Source organism: Vibrio sp. OY15 (assembly GCF_000742455.1).
Taxonomy (GTDB): Bacteria; Pseudomonadota; Gammaproteobacteria; order Enterobacterales; family Vibrionaceae; genus Vibrio; species Vibrio alginolyticus.
The window spans coordinates 589,243-605,211 of record NZ_JPIL01000012.1 but is presented as its reverse complement, the minus strand read 5'-3'; the positions used below and the strand labels follow the sequence as shown (position 1 = coordinate 605,211).

Below are 15,969 nucleotides of genomic sequence, written 5' to 3'. Positions count from 1 at the left end.
CGGCTCATTCGTACTGGCGCTGACACTGACACACAATGTAGCGAGTAGAAAAGACATTATTATTTTGGTTTTCATTTTTCCCTCAGCCGGCAAACACATTCTTCTGCACGGCATCTAGAAAAATAACGCGCAGGAGATTCTCCATATATTTTGCGAAACATAGCAATAAAGTGACTCGGAGTCGAGTAACCCAAAGCAAGTGCCTACTTTGAACTGCGCCAGCACTCTCTTGGACAAAAGCGTGTTAGTACTTATGTTTAATTCGATATATTTCGCATTATCTTACGTATAGTAAAACCTCTTATTGAAGGACCAATTCAACTCATCCACTACACCCATACTAATCCATCAAATGATAGGGTATAGAATAGACACGTCATTCTTTGTTGCTTCTCCAACGACTGATGTGTTATCCCCAGCACACACCAAATAGTCAATATCCGAAACATCCATCAAACGATAAGGTGCAGATGTCTGATCTTTCTCCTCTGTAAATATCACTGTTAACGCTCCACCTTGTTTGAACAATTGCTGCTTAAAATTCGCGTCAGAATAATTTAGGGCTGTAAAACCACTTTCTTTTGACCAGCCACAAACTCCAATAAATACCATATCAAAGTTAAAAGCTTGGATTTCTGATACCGCTTTTGCATCTACTACAGCTCCAAGTGAACAGTCAACCTGTCCTCCAATCAAAATGACATTTTTTTGCCCAGAATTGAACAGGCTCATAGCGATATGAACAGAATTGGTCACAATGGTGAGTTCAAGATCAGTAGGTACCCTATCCGCAAAAACCATATTTGAGCTGCTCGCATCTATAAAAATAAGTTGACCTTTTTTAAGGAGAGAGATGGCTACTTCCGCTAGTTTCTGTTTTTCATCAACGTGTTGACTACATCGCTCATTAACACTCCCAGAAGCAGGCGTATTGAGTATTGCTCCGCCGTGAGTTCGCTTACAAAGCCCCATTTCTGCAAGCTTATTCAGGTCTCTTCGAATAGTGATGCCGGTTGTCTCCAATCGTTGCGCAACATCGCTAGCATTCAAACTTCCTTCTTTGGCTAATATGTCTAACAACAACCTTTGTCGCTGTTCAGCGATACACTTTTTCATATACCCACCTCAAAAAATAAGTATTGACACTATATCGTAATGATCAAAAATGAACAGACCAATGAGCATTAATGAACACAAAAATTGACTTCAACAAATAGAGGTATATGTAAATGATTGAATTTGAGAGAATGACGGCAGGGCTTTTGTACGACCCTGCTAACAAAGAGCTCGTTGCATTGAGAGAGTCAACGAAACATAAGCTTGAACGATTTAATTATGCACTTTCAACAAATGAGGCTGCGCAAAAACAGGCGGTTAAAGAACTTTTTGGAAAGGTTGGAGAGCAGGTTTCACTCAATCGTAACTTTTGGTGTGACTACGGTATAAACATCAAAGTAGGTGACAACTTTTATGCAAACCATGATTGCGTTATTTTGGATTGCGCAGAGGTAAATATCGGCGACAATTGTTTAATTGGCCCTCAAGTGGGTATTTATACCGCTTGCCACCCTCTGGATCCAATTGAACGCAGATCTGGAAAAGAATTTGCGAAACCGATAACAATTGGCAATGACTGCTGGATTGGTGGGAATGCAACTATAAATCCTGGTGTCACACTTGGAAACAATGTGGTCGTAGCCTCAGGTTCAATTGTAACGAAGAGCTTTGGCGATAATGTCATCATTGCTGGGAACCCAGCACGTATCATCAAGCACATTGAATAGGATCAAAGTTTAAACTGCTCAGTACTGCAAACACCTGACATTACGAGCATCCCCCCTTGGTTAGCACGACTACACATATTCCATTTCGAAGCTAGAGGCTCCGCTTTTAAAGGCCTTTAAGTGAACATGAGTTCGTGCTTGCCATTAATAACCTTTAATGAGTAAATTGACTAACAAGATTAAAAATGTAAGGCAATATGCGATGAATTAGTGACAAAAAGCATTTGGCCTAAGAAGAAAAGGGGCATTAGTTAGTTCTATTGCCGAAGCGACGAGATCAGAAGCGGGTTGGAGCAGAGGTGATTTACGAAACAACCTGTTTCGCAATTATGCAAGACCCTCTTGCATAATTGGTTACTAGAGTTTGTCCAACAACCTGTTGGACAATTGGGAAACAGCTTGTTTCACAAATAAATCTCATGACGGCTTCTTGCGCTCTAAACACATCTTGGGGCATAAATGAGCCAGCACAGCTCTAGCTGGCTCGAAGATGGACAGAAACGTGCCAGTGACTTTGCTAAATTAGCTAACCACGAATTACCTCAAGTATGGGAAAGTCCTTTCCGTAACTAAATATGTAAAGCCAATACACACCAAACTATGACTCATTATCATAGGATAAATGCCCCTCTTTTCCTCCTGCACACTTTGATATTAAATGCACGCCACATCATTTTTTGTTCAATCACAAACTTAAAAGTCAAAGTTATGTCTTCAGAAAACATCAGCGAACTGGATATTGCCTCTCCAGTATCGTCGTCAAAAAAGCTACTTATAGTTTTAGCTCCTTGGATATTTGTTTTCCTATGGAGTACCGGATTTGTTGGGGCCAAATTTACGGTTCAATACAGTGAACCTTTTCATCTACTTTTTCTACGCGGGCTTTTTTCTTGCTTGGCGTTTTTTATATTAGCTTTATTGTTTAAAGCCAAATTTCCTTCAGTCAAAGGAATCGCGAAACAGCTCGTCGTTGGGCTGTTCTTACACGCCCTTTTCCTTGGTGGCTGCTTTTACTCAATGCACTTGGGTATACCATCAGGCATCGTAGCATTGATCACCGGACTTCAACCGATACTGACAGCGATTGTAGTGTCGACCCTGCACAGACAGAGCTTAAGCATTGGTAAGTGGATAGGAATCATCATCGGATTTTTTGGTGTGTATTTTGTTTTATCGCCAGGACAACAAGATTTTCACCTCAATGCGTTAGGTCTTTTATGCGCTATCGCTGGACTTGTTGGTGTTACCGTCGGAGCACTGTATCAAAAGAGTTCCAACAGTGACGGTCATGTGTTGAGTGCTACATTTTTCCAATATGTTTCACTGACCGTTGTCATGGGTATTATGAGTGTTCTGTTTGAGCACACTCCTGTCCATTGGAATATCCCATTTGCTTTGGGTCTGACCTGGTTAGTTCTTGGTGTATCAGTGACTGCGGTTCTGTTACTGATTTTTATGATCCAAAGTGGCGAATCCACCAAAGTCGCAACCTATTTTTATCTTGTTCCGGTCCTTACAGCCGCAGAAGCCTGGGCGCTTTTTGGTGAACCAATCACGACCTCGATGTTGATTGGGATGGCAATGTCCATCATTGGCCTACTTCTTGTGATTCGCAAGTAACTCTGCATCTTATTGAAACGAGTTAATACAATGATGAAAAAACATTTATATCAAGCGCCTGCGGTCAACAAGAAACGTTATGGCGACACAGTTGTCACGATGCTGAGTGATGGATACTTAGATGCATCTTTTGAACTATTAAATGGCATAGAAGCTTCTCAAGCAGAGGCTGCTCTTGAACAAAAGGGGGTAGAGCCTCTTCCAAGAATGAATATCAATGCCTATGTTGTCGAGACATCAAATCGAACCATACTGATTGATAGCGGTGCAGGTGGAATTAACGGTTGGGGTGGCAGACTCCCCGCAGCTTTAAGAGCGGCTGGTTTCGATCCACTCGATATTGATACCGTTCTTTTGACGCATGCTCATCCTGACCACGTTGGTGGGTTGGCGGGTCCATTAGCGACTCCTTTTTTTGCAAATGTTCAAGAACTTTACGTTCATGAACAAGAACTCGCATTTTGGAGAAATGATACCATTATGTCTTCGGCATCAGATGGATTTAAGCCATTCTTTAACGTAGCAAGAAATGCTTTTGATGCCTACAAAGATAAGTTAGTACCATTTAATCAAGAGTCATTATTGACTGATATCCAGACTGTACCTTTATTCGGGCATACACCTGGACACTGCGGATTTTTAGTCGGTAGTGGTAATGAATCACTACTAATATGGGGTGATATTGTTCATTTTCCTCATATTCAGACCGCAAATCCAGATGTGACTATTGCCTTCGACAACAGTCCAGAGGAAGCCGCAAAGATGCGTAAAACCCTTTTAGATAGAGTCTCTACAGATCATATTTCTGTGAGTGGTATGCATTTCAACTTGTCTGCCTCTGGTAAAATTAAGCGAGAAAACAACCAGTACACATTAAATTATGACCTTTGGTCCCCAGTTGTCTGAATTGGTCATGAACGTGTTATAACGAAAGACCACGCAGTTTATGGCTACGTGGTCTTTTTAAATACGCTCTGATGTTTATATACGAAAAGAAACAACATGTTTTTTTTGCAAATGGGCATCATTCTCTTTCTGCATAAAAAATAAGGAAAGCGTCAGACATACTTTCTGGCTTCAATGCAGTGTATGAATAATGTCTCAGGTTCCCAGAATAATCGATGATCGATTTTTTCCCTTTTCTGGTCTTCTTTACATCATATTCCTGCCACATCCGCTTAAACTCTTCACTTCGTAGCAGCAGGTCGTTAATCACGGTATCAAATCGAGGCTTATTGCTGCTTAAAGCATAGTATGAGCGAAAAGAGGCGATGGTACTCTGGGCGGCGGCAGACCAGTCAGGAATGCGTTCTTTGTATTCTGGGTTCAGGAACATCAATTTCAGTGAGTTTCTGTCCAAGTCATCAACACTCGACCAGTTAAAGATTTTTTGCTCTGAGGCTTTATTCCAATAAAGAATGTCCATATTTTCGCTACGAATAAACGCTGGATGAGGGTCAAGAGCCTTTATCATTTGTTTTAGCTCGTCTTGTAGCTGTATATCACTGTGAGCTGAATATGATGTCCCAAAAACCGTCGCTTCGAAATACTCTTGCTCATCAGAACTGAGCTTTAATACTTTCCCAATTCGTTTGATGGCTTCAATCGAGATACTTATATCACGACCTTGTTCTAGCCATGTGTACCAACTTACGCTGACGGCGGCCAGTTGTGCCACTTCTTCACGGCGTAGCCCTTTGACTCTGCGATGGTAGGTCGAAAAACCATAATCGGTAGGATCCAACTTTCCCCTGTGCTTGAGTAAAAACTGGTTTAAATCATAGTTTCTTTCCGAACCATTCTTACTCTTCACTGTGTTAAGACTCATACACGGAGCACTCAATCAGATTTCCATCAGGATCTCGAAAGTAGAAGGAAGTGATCGGCCCCAGCGCTCCAGTACGATTAACCGGGCCTTCTATAATTTTAACTTTTTGAGCCTGAACATGTTGCATTGCGCTTTCTAAATCCCCGTCAATGATAAAACAGAGATCGGCACTACCCGCTTGTACATGTCGTGCCTTAGGCTCAAACTCACTGCCTAGCTGGTGCAAATTGATCTTTTGCTGGCCATATTCCAAGGCGACTCGCCCTTCTCCGAAGGTGACCGCATTCATACCCATCACCGATTGAAAGAAAGCCACCGATGTCGGAATATCAGCCACGGTTAAAACAAAATGGTCGAGGCGCTTAATGTTCAAATTCCTTTCTCCTTTGAAGTTATGACGTGATTAAACGGATGAACTCCATACTAAGTAGACAGCCAACAATATAAACAAGATAGCATTGATCTTATTCAACCAGTGTCGATGTTCGCCCAGAAAGAGTGTTTTGGCCTTATAGGCGAGTAACGCATAGGTTGAATGCGCACAGATAAATGCCAGACTGAATATCCCTACCAACACCGAAAACTGTACAACATAGCTTTCATCTGGCTTGATAAAGTGAGGGAAAACAGAAAAGAAGAACAGGATAGCATTCGGGTTACTAAATTGTAACAGGACACCTTCCCCAAACACTTGCCTCTTTTTGAAAACCACGTCCGTAGAAATAACTTGAGCCTTGCGGCTGCTAAACCACAGTTTAAGTCCCAAATAAAATAAGTAGGCGGATCCGCAATAAGAAACCACTTTAAAAGCCATAGGAGAGGACACCAACAGCAGCCCCAGACTTGTAGCAGAGAACAGAGCGACAGAACAAACGCCCAGCGTTAAACCTGATATCCCAACGACCGAACCTTGAAAACCAAAGTTAATCGCGTTCGTGATGGATTTTAAAGTACCTGGGCCAGGCATATATACGACGGCTAATGCAATTGCAGCAAAACTGAAATAAGTATCCAAGATGACACTCGTTATAGTAAAGAAAGAAGTACTATTGTCAGTCGTTCTTGAATTAGTGAAAAATACTATTTAACTAATAGTTTGATACGTTTTTCTTATCAGTGACATGTTCTTTCAACCACTTAACACCGTATTCGACTAAAGGGTGTCCTCGCTTAGGATCCCATACTAACGCGGCGGTCACGATGGATATCAGCTCTTCAAGCGGGACAAGCTTTACATTACTGGGGATCATGCTGACCATGCTCATAGGTACTAAAGCAACCCCCTGGCCACAACTCACATAGGCAATCTGAGCAGTAACCGAACGAACTTCGTAGAGTATGCGTGGGTTAAACCCATGATTTCTACAGGCTGAAGTTAATAGATCGAAATACGTTGGATTAACCCGTCTGGAAGACATAACAAATGCTTCCTCTTTTAGATCTCTCAGCGAGATACACATCGCTTCCCCCATTGGATGATTCAGTGGTAACGCAACGCCGAGCTTATCTTCTGTTAAAGGAAACGTGCTTAATCCCATACCGACCTCACCTTCCACCCGAACAAACGCCAGATCCAATTCACCAGAAGATAACGATGTGATTGCTTCAGCGCTGTCAATTTCATCGACAAAAACCGTGACATTTGGGTAACGTTGTTTGAAGTGTTCTAGAAAAGCTGGCACAACTTCAAACATAGCAGATGTGATGGCACCAATATGAATGACACCAGATTGTCCGTGCGCCACCTCTCGAACGATCTTTTCCAGAGATGACATTTGAACAACAAACTTTTGCACATGAGGAAGAATAGCTTTTCCCGACGCGCTAAGTTTAGTACCGCGTCGAGAGCGTTCAAACAAAGTGAGCTTCAACGACTGCTCAAGTATTTTGATTTGCTCCGTTAAAGGAGGCTGAGACATTCCCAGTCGCTTTGCCGCACGACCAAAGTTCTCTTCTTCGGCAACTGCCAGAAAAAGATAAAGCTGTTTTATCAACCTGTAATCGATTTTACTCATCAATAGTCCCTAACGACGCAATAATGAAGTACGTTAAAATGCCCAATGCTATACTGCTAATTCTATTTTCGTATCACATAGATACTAATATTAGAATTCAACTATCAATCAAAAGCTGTACATTGGCAACATCAACAACAGATGTGAGTATTGTATGGAGCTATTTTCAAGCCAACGTTTCCCTTTTTTAATCGAAGGTGTACACCTTAGCGTTTCCGCGATAACCAGATCGGGCGAAAAAGCTCCGATTGTCTTTCTCCATGGATTTGGTTCCACCAAAGAAGATTACGCCGACATCGTTTACTATGCAGAGTTTAACGGTCATCCTTTTCTTGCCTACGACGCACCAGGATGCGGCGAAACACAATGTAGCGACCCCACATCCGTGACGATCCCTTTTCTGCTGAAAACAGCCATTGCGATACTGGATCAAGTTGGGTTCAAACGGTTTCATCTTGTGGGACATTCCATGGGAGGGTTAACCGCGTTAATGCTGGCACATCAGTACCCAAACCGCGTTCTCAGCTTCACCGATATTGAAGGGAACATAGCACCAGAAGATTGTTTTCTGAGCCGCCAGATTATCAATTATCCATCGGACAACGCAGCAGAATTTTTTGATGAATTTATTATGCGAACTCGCCATGCACCACACTACGCAAGTGCCTTGTATTCCGCTAGTTTGCGCCACAAAGTACGAGCAGATGCCGTTAAACCTATCTTTACGTCTATGGTTGAACTGTCTGATGATGGTGAATTGATGGATAAGTTTCTTAACTTACCTTGCCCTAAGATGTTCATGTATGGGGAGCAGAATCAAGATCTGTCCTACTTATCTCATATTGAGAGCCAAGGCGTAAAACTGGCAGAAATACCGTACTGCGGGCATTTCCCTATGTACTCAAACCCTGTCAGTATGTGGAGCCATATTGCTCAAAATATTATACGTTCATCTTAACGTATTCTTTTGGTGTCACTCCCATGATTCGTTTAAACATAGCGATAAACGCAGACGAACTGGAATAACCCAGCTCAAGGGCGATAACTTCAACACTATCGCCCGACTCCAATCGATTCATGGCTTTCAGTACTTTAAGCTTTTGCTTCCACTCCGTGAGCGGCATCCCCAATTCTTTGTTGCTTTTTCTCATGAGAGTACGCTCTGTAACGTAAAAATGAGAAGCCAGCGTTTTAAGAGGAATGTCTTGATCAAGATGATTTTCGATATGGTCAAGTACCCGCGATAACGTTGCATCATCAGTCGAAGGTAAAAAACTCTCGATAGAATTAGTCTGCTTAAGTTGATCGTAAATAACCCGAATTAGGCGAGTTTGCTCGGCCGAATAAGGCGACACTGGTAAAAATTGTTTTAAATGTTCAAGCGCGGAGCGAACCAATGGGGTGACTTGTAAAGCACATACTCTGTTTGGCAATGCGTTAGCATAAGACGGCTCAATATATAACGAACAATGTGTTGCCTCATATTGATTGAAACCTTGATGTTCGATTCCCGGTGGAAGCCAAATCCCATACTGAGACGGAGCCAAGTAGGAGCGTCTACCGATCCTCACTTCCATAACGCCATTGTAAGAATAGACAAATTCTCCCCAAGGATGACTGTGGTTAGGATAACTCGAATCGGCAGGAATTTCCGCGACGCGAAAATACATCGGCTCAGGGATGTGGTTTTGAAATGGAACTAAACTGCAATTTTTTTTCATAACCCAAAGTGTCACTTCTGCGCGGTTGCATGTCAGTTTTAAACTATATGTTTTGAATGCGTCACAGGCAATATAAATATTAACAACAATCACCAGAAGATAAACAATCATGCAACAACGACAAGCTATCGATGTCACCTCCTTCTCTCTGATGGTCATCTTTTGTATGATCATGGGAGGGCAGCAAGTCGCCATTAAAGCCGTCAGTACTGACATGGCTCCAATCGTCCAACTTGCTTTACGCTCATTATTTGCAGCCGTTTTGATCCTAACGTACATGCGTTTTAAAAAAGAACGTTTTGTCTCTGAATCCGGTGCAATAAAATATGGAATTCTTGCGGGAATCTTCTTTGCATTGGAATTTTTCTTATTGGGAGAAGCTCTAACCCGAACGACCGCAGCTCACGCCGTTGTGTTTCTATATAGTTCTCCCATCTTTACCGCTTTAATCCTTCATTTATTTGTTCCATCAGAAAGAATGTCGTTACTTCAATGGGGTGGGATTCTGATTGCGTTTTCCGGTATCGGCATCATTTTCTGGGAACCGAGTTCAATGGATGCCTCAGGTACGTTCATCGGAGATATTCTTGCTTTTCTGGCTGCCTTAGCCTGGTCATTGACAACGGTGATTGTGCGATGTACTTCCCTTTCGAAAGTACCAGCAAAACAAGTGGTCTTCTATCAACTCATTGTTGGATTTGTTTTACTGGCGATGACCTCTACCGTAACTCAACAGTGGCATTTTAATTCGACACCTATGGTGTGGGTTAATCTAATATTTCAATCAGTAATCGTGTCGTTTCTGGCCTTTTTAGTCTGGTTTTGGCTGCTGGGCCGTTATCAAGCGTCACAAATTGGCATTCTCTCATTTATGACACCATTGTTTGGTGTGGTCTTTGGTTACATCTTGCTGGGAGAACACCTCGATAAGCAATTCCTGATAGGCTCAGTTTTCATCCTTTCTGGTATCTTTGTCGTCAATAGTTCTAGCTGGGTGTTAAGAAAAATTCATCGCTTGCAACAAGCTAAGAATAAAGCATCAGAGTTAAAGGTAGGCTCATCAAGCATTAGAAAAAGTAGCCCAAAGTGAATAGCTCAGTATGTGGGGTTGTAGAATGCTGAAACACATTGGGGCACTTTTGCGTTGGAAAGTACTCAACGTGAAGGTTCTCGACAAAGATGAATCAACTCGATGCTGCCCAAAAGACGTCTAAGCGAGTTTCAGATTTCAAGTAACTTTTGAGACTTTGAGCACAACTTCGAGCACTTTATGTATATCGGTGTGTTCAATCCTAATAGAGCATTGAATAGTTAGATATTGAGCAATCCATGTGAACTATGAAACTTAAGTTAACCGTTTGATTTGCTCTCTTACGATATCTAAAGCTGATTGCAATTGTAATCGGCTTAATGGACCTGCAAGTGATATCCTCACTGCTGCCGGCACTTCATACCGACCCACAGCAAACATTTCCGCTTCCCTCACTCTGACACCATGTTTCAACAACGACTGGTTAAAGTGATATCCTGTTAATGGCTCAGGCAAAGGTAGCCACACATTGTAACCAGGAACACCAATCTGGATTTCGGGAAATACTGCCTTCCAGATCCGATGACGTGCACTGAGTTCCATCGCTATCTCTTTGTCCACGGCTTGCATAGCTCCGCTAGTTAACCAACGACAAACAAGGTCGATTATCAAAGGGCTAACATACATACAACTGGCTCGTAGCGCACGTTGCAGTAAATCTTTGAACGACAAAGGCAGAATGATGAAACCCAGCCGCAATCCACCTGCAAAGTACTTAGAAAAACTGCCCACGTATAAGGTAATATCTGGAGCGATAGCAACTAAGGGACTCTTTCGATGAGACGGTGGGCAGTAGAGAACATCGTCCTCAATAATCAACACATTGTAACGACGACATATCTCTATGATTTTTAGTCTTCGGCTATCCGTTAACTGAGCTCCGGTCGGGTTCTGTATTCCCGGCGTAAGATAAAGCAGTTTTGGGCGATGCCTCTTACAGTGCAAAGCCAGATCTTCTGGATCTAATCCATGTTCATCGACTTTTACTGGCACTAGCTTTCGTTCGGATTGCTGACATGCATAGATGAACTCTGGATAACACAGCCCTTCAGCAAGAATTGTATCTTTAAGGCGGCTTAGAGATTGAATAATCAACGATATCCCGTGTTGCCCTCCATGAGTCCACACTAGACGCCGTGCATCAATATCGATATTGAATTTGGTCATCAGCCATTGTCGAAGAGTCTCGTTATGACCCCGAATGCCATCAGCGGAGTAGTAATCCAGCACGGCTGCCTGCGCAATTTCCTCGTGTGATAGCTCTTTCAACGCATTCGCAAGAAATTTCGGCTGCGATAATAGCAAAGGTCGGCAACGTGCCAGATCAATGCCTTTTTCTTCCAATACCGGATGATAAAAGTGGTTCAGTTCAGTTTCTCTGTTACGTACATAAGTACCGCTTCCTACTTTTGGTTCCGTTAAGCCCCTCCGCTCTAGCTCCCTATATGCCCTCGTCACCGTTCCAACCGTCACACCTAAGCGATAAGATAAAATACGCTGAGGAGGTAATTTAGTGTCTGGTTCGAGTTCACCACTCTCTATCACCTCTGCAATCGCTTCAGCCAGTGCCATAAACTTAGGTCCGGAACGACCCGATATATCAGGGACTAACATTGTCTCTCTCCGAAGGGGTACAATTAACTCTTGTATTCAGGATAAATAAGGCCTGACGAAAATGAAATCAAAGAATTGTCACCATGACGCATTAACTGTAGGTCTCTCTCACTTCATCCCTTTATTCTTGGCTTATCAGCACTAATTTGAGAAGAAAAGAAATGACAACATTATGGGACCTAACTCCAGCGATGAGTTTATTTGCGTTTGTCACCGCCATAACACCCGGCCCAAATAACTTATTGCTCGCCAACTCAGGGGCACAATTTGGTATAAGGAAATCATGGCGACACCTAATTGGTATCCGTATTGGCGTAATAGGGTTAATTCTGCTTTGTGCATGTGGTGTCGGTGTTGCCCTACAAACTCATCCAAGTTGGTATCTCGCTATAAAATACATCGGTCTGGTTTACATGTTCTGGCTGATGATTAAGCTGCTATGTACTAACCATTTCGCAGGCAAACCCACTAAAAGCAAACCAATCAACGTAACTCAGGCTACGTTGTTTCAACTGGGTAATATGAAGGCTTGGATGGCATCACTTGCTTTGGTCACAAGTTATAGTCTCCCTTCTAACTATTGGTTCTCTGTTACATTGATTACTTTCGTGTTTACGACATTCGGACTGTTTGCAAATATTACTTGGGTCTGGGTTGGTAAAAAAATTCGTATTTATCTCAATACCGTATTAAGACAGCGCGTGTTCAACATCAGCCTAGCGACGATAACATTCATATCATTGTTACCAGTTTTGGGGCACTCTGCCTGAATGGCAAAGAGCAGAGTTTTGTATGTATAAAATTGCCAATTATCTAAATTCGCATTTCGAGGCGTAACACACTTTGGGGCCAAAAAGAGTCAGCCTAACGGTCTGGCTCTTTTGAATGAAAAAATAGTCTGGTGGGAGAACTTGTAAGGCTGTGGCAGGTTACACTCACTTACTCCTTAGGCAGGTGACCAGTTTCCTTCGCAAGCTTTTGCATCGCCTCGGCAAACGTTGTTGTCCCGCCTTTAGCTTTAAGCTGTATTACCTTATATCCCAACTTTTCCAACGCTTGGCGCTCTGCCAAAACAGCTTTGTCATTGTGTTGGCTACCTTGAGCTGGCTGATGAATGTAACATCCCTCTAGTTTACCATCTTCGACCAATTGGTGATGTTTCAGTGCATCGATATCAAAATTCATAATAAGTCTTTTCATTAAGAGTGGGAGTTTCTGTGGCTAGTTACATACGCTTCAAAGGCTTCACGACACTATCTAAGCCTTCAATTTTGAGCGCTAAACATAGCTTGAGCAAATCCCCTAGCTCGCCGCTTGGCCAGCCCTTTTTATCAAACCACAGTAAGTATTCTTCAGGCAGGTCGATTAACACTCGCCCTGCATATTTCCCAAATGGCATTTGCATTCTAGCGAGTTTAATGAGGTTTTCTTTTTCTAACATAAGTGACAGAGAGTTAAGGTAACTCGTCCAAGGGTAACACTGGTTCTCCCTCCTCACCAGCAAATCGCAGTCACGTTTATTTTTGGCGGCCTTGACTCGCTTTGTGCTAGAGTACGCGGCATAAAAAATGAGAACGAGAAAGCAATGAAGTCACCTTGTCGAGCTGCATGTAAAAATAACGCCGGAATATGCTCTGGTTGTCACCGGACGATGGATGAAATCATCCAATGGAAAGACAAAACCGATCTCCAACGAGATGCGATTATCGAACAAATCGCAGGAGAAGATTCAACACACAGTTGTCCTGAATGCGGGACTCAAGCCCATTGTGATATCGCCGCAGGCAAAGAGACATGCTGGTGCTTTACTATTGAAACCCGTGATTTACCCAAGCCAAGCGCCAACCAGCTGTGTTTGTGCCGAAAATGTCTAGAAAAAAAGCCAGTCGCGTAATACGACTGGCTTACTGATCATCGTTTTCTGACTGGTGTTTATTTAGCGGTTAAAGCGAACGCTTCAAACTTAATGCCTTCCCACCCTGTCACCATAAAATTACGAATATTCTGGTGATCGCTGTTCTCTGGATGCTGCAATACATCTTCACGATAAAAACGGCCAAAGCAGGCTAGCGTCGCTTCTTTGTCTAGGTTGTTTAGCAAACCGAAAGCGAAGATCTTACACGAACCGTTGTTCTCGCCTGCATTGTTTTGTGTCTCACCATTTACAAAAGCGGTTGGCTCAAACGTATAGTTATCTTCGATCACCGCCATCGTTGCTTCAAATTCGACCTGCTCTGGTGACGCTGCCAATAAATCTAAAAACGATTTTAATTCCATTATTCCTCTATCCCTACTTCATCATATTGATGACACATTAGTTTCATAAAAAGCCAATATAAGAGTCATCAATCATACATATATTCAGAGCCTTACCAAATCAAACGTCATTCAGCGCTCTATCATTCCAATTGCGGAAATGGACAGCAGCATAAAACCCATGCTGATTGACAACCTATCGGATTGATAAGGAGATATCATGATCACCCCTTTAAAGGCAATCGGTGCACTCGCATTGTCATCACTTGCCATCGCGTGTTCATCACAACCCGAAGATACCGTGGCTTCATTCGCTACACAATGCAAACCTACCACTGCACCCGTTACTGGGGAAACGTCAATTCAAGGTTTAACGTTTATCGGAACATCCGTTGCTGATGCACCATTCGACACATCGGCAGCTGAAATCGTGAGTTATGACGCCTGTACAGATAAGCTCTATGTGGTTAATGCTCAAGCAAAACGTGTCGATGTAATGTCTATGGATGACAACGGCGTACCAACGCAAAGCGCATTCATTGATCTCAACAGCGCTGGCGAAGCAGCGGGCATTGAAATTGGCGCAGCAAACAGTGTCGCTGTATTCAATGGTTTGGTAGCTGTTGCGATTGAAAACAGTAATAAACAAGCGAATGGTATTGTTGGCTTGTACCGCTCCGACGATTTGTCATTAGTCATGACGTTTCCAACAGGCGCATTGCCAGACATGGTTGGCTTCTCGAAAGATGGCCGATACATCGCAACCGCTAATGAAGGAGAACCAAACAGCGATTACAGCATTGACCCTGAAGGTAGTATCACTTTGATCGATCTGAGCCTTGGTGTTACTCAAGCAGAAGTGACACAAATTGGCTTTAACGAATTTGATGGTTCACGAAAAGCAGAGCTCCCAATGAATGTGCGTATTTCGGGGCCAAACGCCACCGTCGCACAAGATCTAGAGCCTGAATACCTCACTTTTGCAGATAACGGTAAAATCTATGTCGCGCTACAAGAAAATAACGCCATGGCAATCGTCAATCCAGAGAGCAAATCAGTAGAGCGAATTGTTGGCTTGGGTGAGAAGTCTTGGTCGGGCGCTAAACTCGATGCATCCAACAAAGACAAAATCATTGGGAACTTGAAAAGCTACCCACAACTGGTTGGCTTATTTATGCCTGACACTATCGACAGCTACTCAGTGAATGGGAGTACTTACATCGTATCTGCAAATGAAGGCGACGGGCGTGAGTACGGATTCAAAACCACTCAAGAACTGTGCGACAAAGCTGGCTTTATGTGGGATGAAGACGATTACCTTGGTACAGATGAATACACATCTGAGCAAGGGAGCTGTTTAAGCCATATTGATGAAGTGCGCGGTAAGAAGCTGAAAGTAGCAGCAGAACACCCATTGGCAGAGGCACTAAAAGACAACAAACAACTCGCGCGTTTAAAAGTGATTAAGCCGGAACAAACGCTTTCTGCACAAGAGAATGTTCAATCATTTGGCGCGCGTTCATTCTCGATTTGGGATGAAAACGGCAAGTTGGTCTTCGATAGTGGTGACGATTTCGCGACTATCGCGCTGCTGAATGAAGGCAAGAACTTCAACAGCACCAACGATAGCAATGACAGTGGCGATGACCGAAGTGATGATAAAGGTATTGAGCCAGAGGCGATTGAAGTAGCACAAATTAACGGTCGTCATTACGCGTTTATCGGCTTGGAGCGTCAAGGCGGTATCATGATTTATGACATCACAGACCCGAAACAAGCGCAGTTTATGCATTACGTAAACCGCCGTGATTACAATCAGCCAGTATGTACAGAAGTCGAAGATGGCGAATGCATGAACGACACATACAATCCAAAAGCAGGCGATTTAGGTCCAGAGTCCATTAATTACTTTACCCGTAACGGTGGTCATTTTATCGTCGTTGGCAATGAGGTATCGGGCACGACATCCGTCTTCCGAATCAATCTATAAAGTAATGTAAAAGTCATTTAGAACCAAAACGCCCGACGTAAGCCGGGCGTT

18 protein-coding genes are annotated in these 15,969 nt (G+C 43.0%); 8 read left to right on the top strand and 10 right to left on the bottom strand.

What is annotated here, in order from left to right; translation table 11 throughout:
- Positions 1–348: 348 nt before the first annotated feature.
- Entirely contained in the window at positions 349–1,116 is a 768-nt protein-coding gene (locus IJ23_RS16700; protein ID WP_033906850.1) for a DeoR/GlpR family DNA-binding transcription regulator, read from the bottom strand.
- A gap of 113 nt (positions 1,117–1,229) precedes the next feature.
- Here IJ23_RS16700 and IJ23_RS16695 point away from each other — a divergent pair, with 113 nt between their 5' ends.
- The 3 genes from IJ23_RS16695 to IJ23_RS16685 all read left to right on the top strand — a co-directional run bounded on the left by IJ23_RS16695 (position 1,230) and on the right by IJ23_RS16685 (position 4,310).
- Positions 1,230–1,784: a sugar O-acetyltransferase gene (locus tag IJ23_RS16695; RefSeq protein ID WP_033906849.1), complete on the top strand. Its 555-nt coding sequence runs from the start codon at positions 1,230–1,232 to the stop codon at positions 1,782–1,784.
- A gap of 708 nt (positions 1,785–2,492) precedes the next feature.
- Positions 2,493–3,404 (top strand): DMT family transporter, encoded by a 912-nt coding sequence (locus IJ23_RS16690; RefSeq protein WP_050550106.1) that lies wholly within the window; start codon positions 2,493–2,495, stop codon positions 3,402–3,404.
- 30 nt (positions 3,405–3,434) lie between these two features.
- Entirely contained in the window at positions 3,435–4,310 is an 876-nt protein-coding gene (locus IJ23_RS16685; RefSeq protein ID WP_033906848.1) for an MBL fold metallo-hydrolase, read from the top strand.
- Between the two features lie 118 nt (positions 4,311–4,428).
- Here the strand turns inward: IJ23_RS16685 and IJ23_RS16680 are convergent, their stop codons facing one another.
- The 4 genes from IJ23_RS16680 to IJ23_RS16665 all read right to left on the bottom strand — a co-directional run bounded on the left by IJ23_RS16680 (position 4,429) and on the right by IJ23_RS16665 (position 7,247).
- Entirely contained in the window at positions 4,429–5,232 is an 804-nt protein-coding gene (locus IJ23_RS16680) for a helix-turn-helix transcriptional regulator (RefSeq protein ID WP_050550105.1), read from the bottom strand.
- Positions 5,222–5,605, bottom strand: a complete 384-nt coding sequence (locus IJ23_RS16675; protein ID WP_033906847.1) for a VOC family protein — start codon at positions 5,603–5,605, stop codon at positions 5,222–5,224. Before IJ23_RS16675 ends, IJ23_RS16680 begins: the two co-directional genes overlap by 11 nt.
- Positions 5,606–5,635: 30 nt before the next feature.
- Positions 5,636–6,247, bottom strand: a complete 612-nt coding sequence (locus tag IJ23_RS16670; RefSeq protein WP_050550104.1) for a LysE family translocator — start codon at positions 6,245–6,247, stop codon at positions 5,636–5,638.
- Between the two features lie 73 nt (positions 6,248–6,320).
- Complete coding sequence (locus IJ23_RS16665; RefSeq protein WP_033906846.1) at positions 6,321–7,247, bottom strand: LysR substrate-binding domain-containing protein; 927 nt, start codon at positions 7,245–7,247, stop codon at positions 6,321–6,323.
- A gap of 154 nt (positions 7,248–7,401) precedes the next feature.
- Here IJ23_RS16665 and IJ23_RS16660 point away from each other — a divergent pair, with 154 nt between their 5' ends.
- Positions 7,402–8,205, top strand: coding sequence for an alpha/beta fold hydrolase (locus IJ23_RS16660; protein WP_033906845.1), 804 nt, complete (start codon positions 7,402–7,404; stop codon positions 8,203–8,205).
- On the opposite strand, the gene IJ23_RS16655 is transcribed toward IJ23_RS16660, so the two are convergent.
- Positions 8,189–9,079: an AraC family transcriptional regulator gene (locus IJ23_RS16655; RefSeq protein ID WP_081886426.1), complete on the bottom strand. Its 891-nt coding sequence runs from the start codon at positions 9,077–9,079 to the stop codon at positions 8,189–8,191. The two genes, IJ23_RS16660 and IJ23_RS16655, sit on opposite strands and share 17 nt — an antisense overlap.
- Between IJ23_RS16655 and IJ23_RS16650 the strand changes: the two genes are divergently transcribed.
- Positions 9,078–10,058 (top strand): DMT family transporter, encoded by a 981-nt coding sequence (locus IJ23_RS16650; protein WP_050550103.1) that lies wholly within the window; start codon positions 9,078–9,080, stop codon positions 10,056–10,058. The two genes, IJ23_RS16655 and IJ23_RS16650, sit on opposite strands and share 2 nt — an antisense overlap.
- 255 nt (positions 10,059–10,313) lie before the next feature.
- Here IJ23_RS16650 and IJ23_RS16645 read toward each other — a convergent pair whose 3' ends face one another.
- On the bottom strand, positions 10,314–11,672 hold the full coding sequence (locus IJ23_RS16645; RefSeq protein WP_033906844.1) for an aminotransferase-like domain-containing protein: 1,359 nt from the start codon (positions 11,670–11,672) through the stop codon (positions 10,314–10,316).
- 161 nt (positions 11,673–11,833) lie between these two features.
- On the opposite strand from IJ23_RS16645, the gene IJ23_RS16640 reads away from it, so the two are divergent.
- Positions 11,834–12,442, top strand: coding sequence for a LysE family translocator (locus IJ23_RS16640; RefSeq protein WP_033906843.1), 609 nt, complete (start codon positions 11,834–11,836; stop codon positions 12,440–12,442).
- A gap of 169 nt (positions 12,443–12,611) precedes the next feature.
- Here the strand turns inward: IJ23_RS16640 and IJ23_RS16635 are convergent, their stop codons facing one another.
- The gene (locus tag IJ23_RS16635; protein ID WP_033906842.1) at positions 12,612–12,857 is read right to left on the bottom strand and encodes a hypothetical protein; all 246 of its coding nucleotides are present in this window, start codon (positions 12,855–12,857) and stop codon (positions 12,612–12,614) included.
- Positions 12,858–12,897: 40 nt separating this feature from the next.
- On the bottom strand, positions 12,898–13,113 hold the full coding sequence (locus IJ23_RS16630; RefSeq protein WP_005375557.1) for a DUF3820 family protein: 216 nt from the start codon (positions 13,111–13,113) through the stop codon (positions 12,898–12,900).
- 144 nt (positions 13,114–13,257) lie between these two features.
- On the opposite strand from IJ23_RS16630, the gene IJ23_RS16625 reads away from it, so the two are divergent.
- Complete coding sequence (locus IJ23_RS16625; RefSeq protein WP_080276966.1) at positions 13,258–13,566, top strand: cysteine-rich CWC family protein; 309 nt, start codon at positions 13,258–13,260, stop codon at positions 13,564–13,566.
- A gap of 38 nt (positions 13,567–13,604) precedes the next feature.
- Here the strand turns inward: IJ23_RS16625 and IJ23_RS16620 are convergent, their stop codons facing one another.
- Positions 13,605–13,949 (bottom strand): HopJ type III effector protein, encoded by a 345-nt coding sequence (locus IJ23_RS16620; protein WP_033906840.1) that lies wholly within the window; start codon positions 13,947–13,949, stop codon positions 13,605–13,607.
- Positions 13,950–14,148: 199 nt separating this feature from the next.
- On the opposite strand from IJ23_RS16620, the gene IJ23_RS16615 reads away from it, so the two are divergent.
- Entirely contained in the window at positions 14,149–15,918 is a 1,770-nt protein-coding gene (locus IJ23_RS16615; protein WP_033906839.1) for a choice-of-anchor I family protein, read from the top strand.
- Positions 15,919–15,969: the final 51 nt, after the last annotated feature.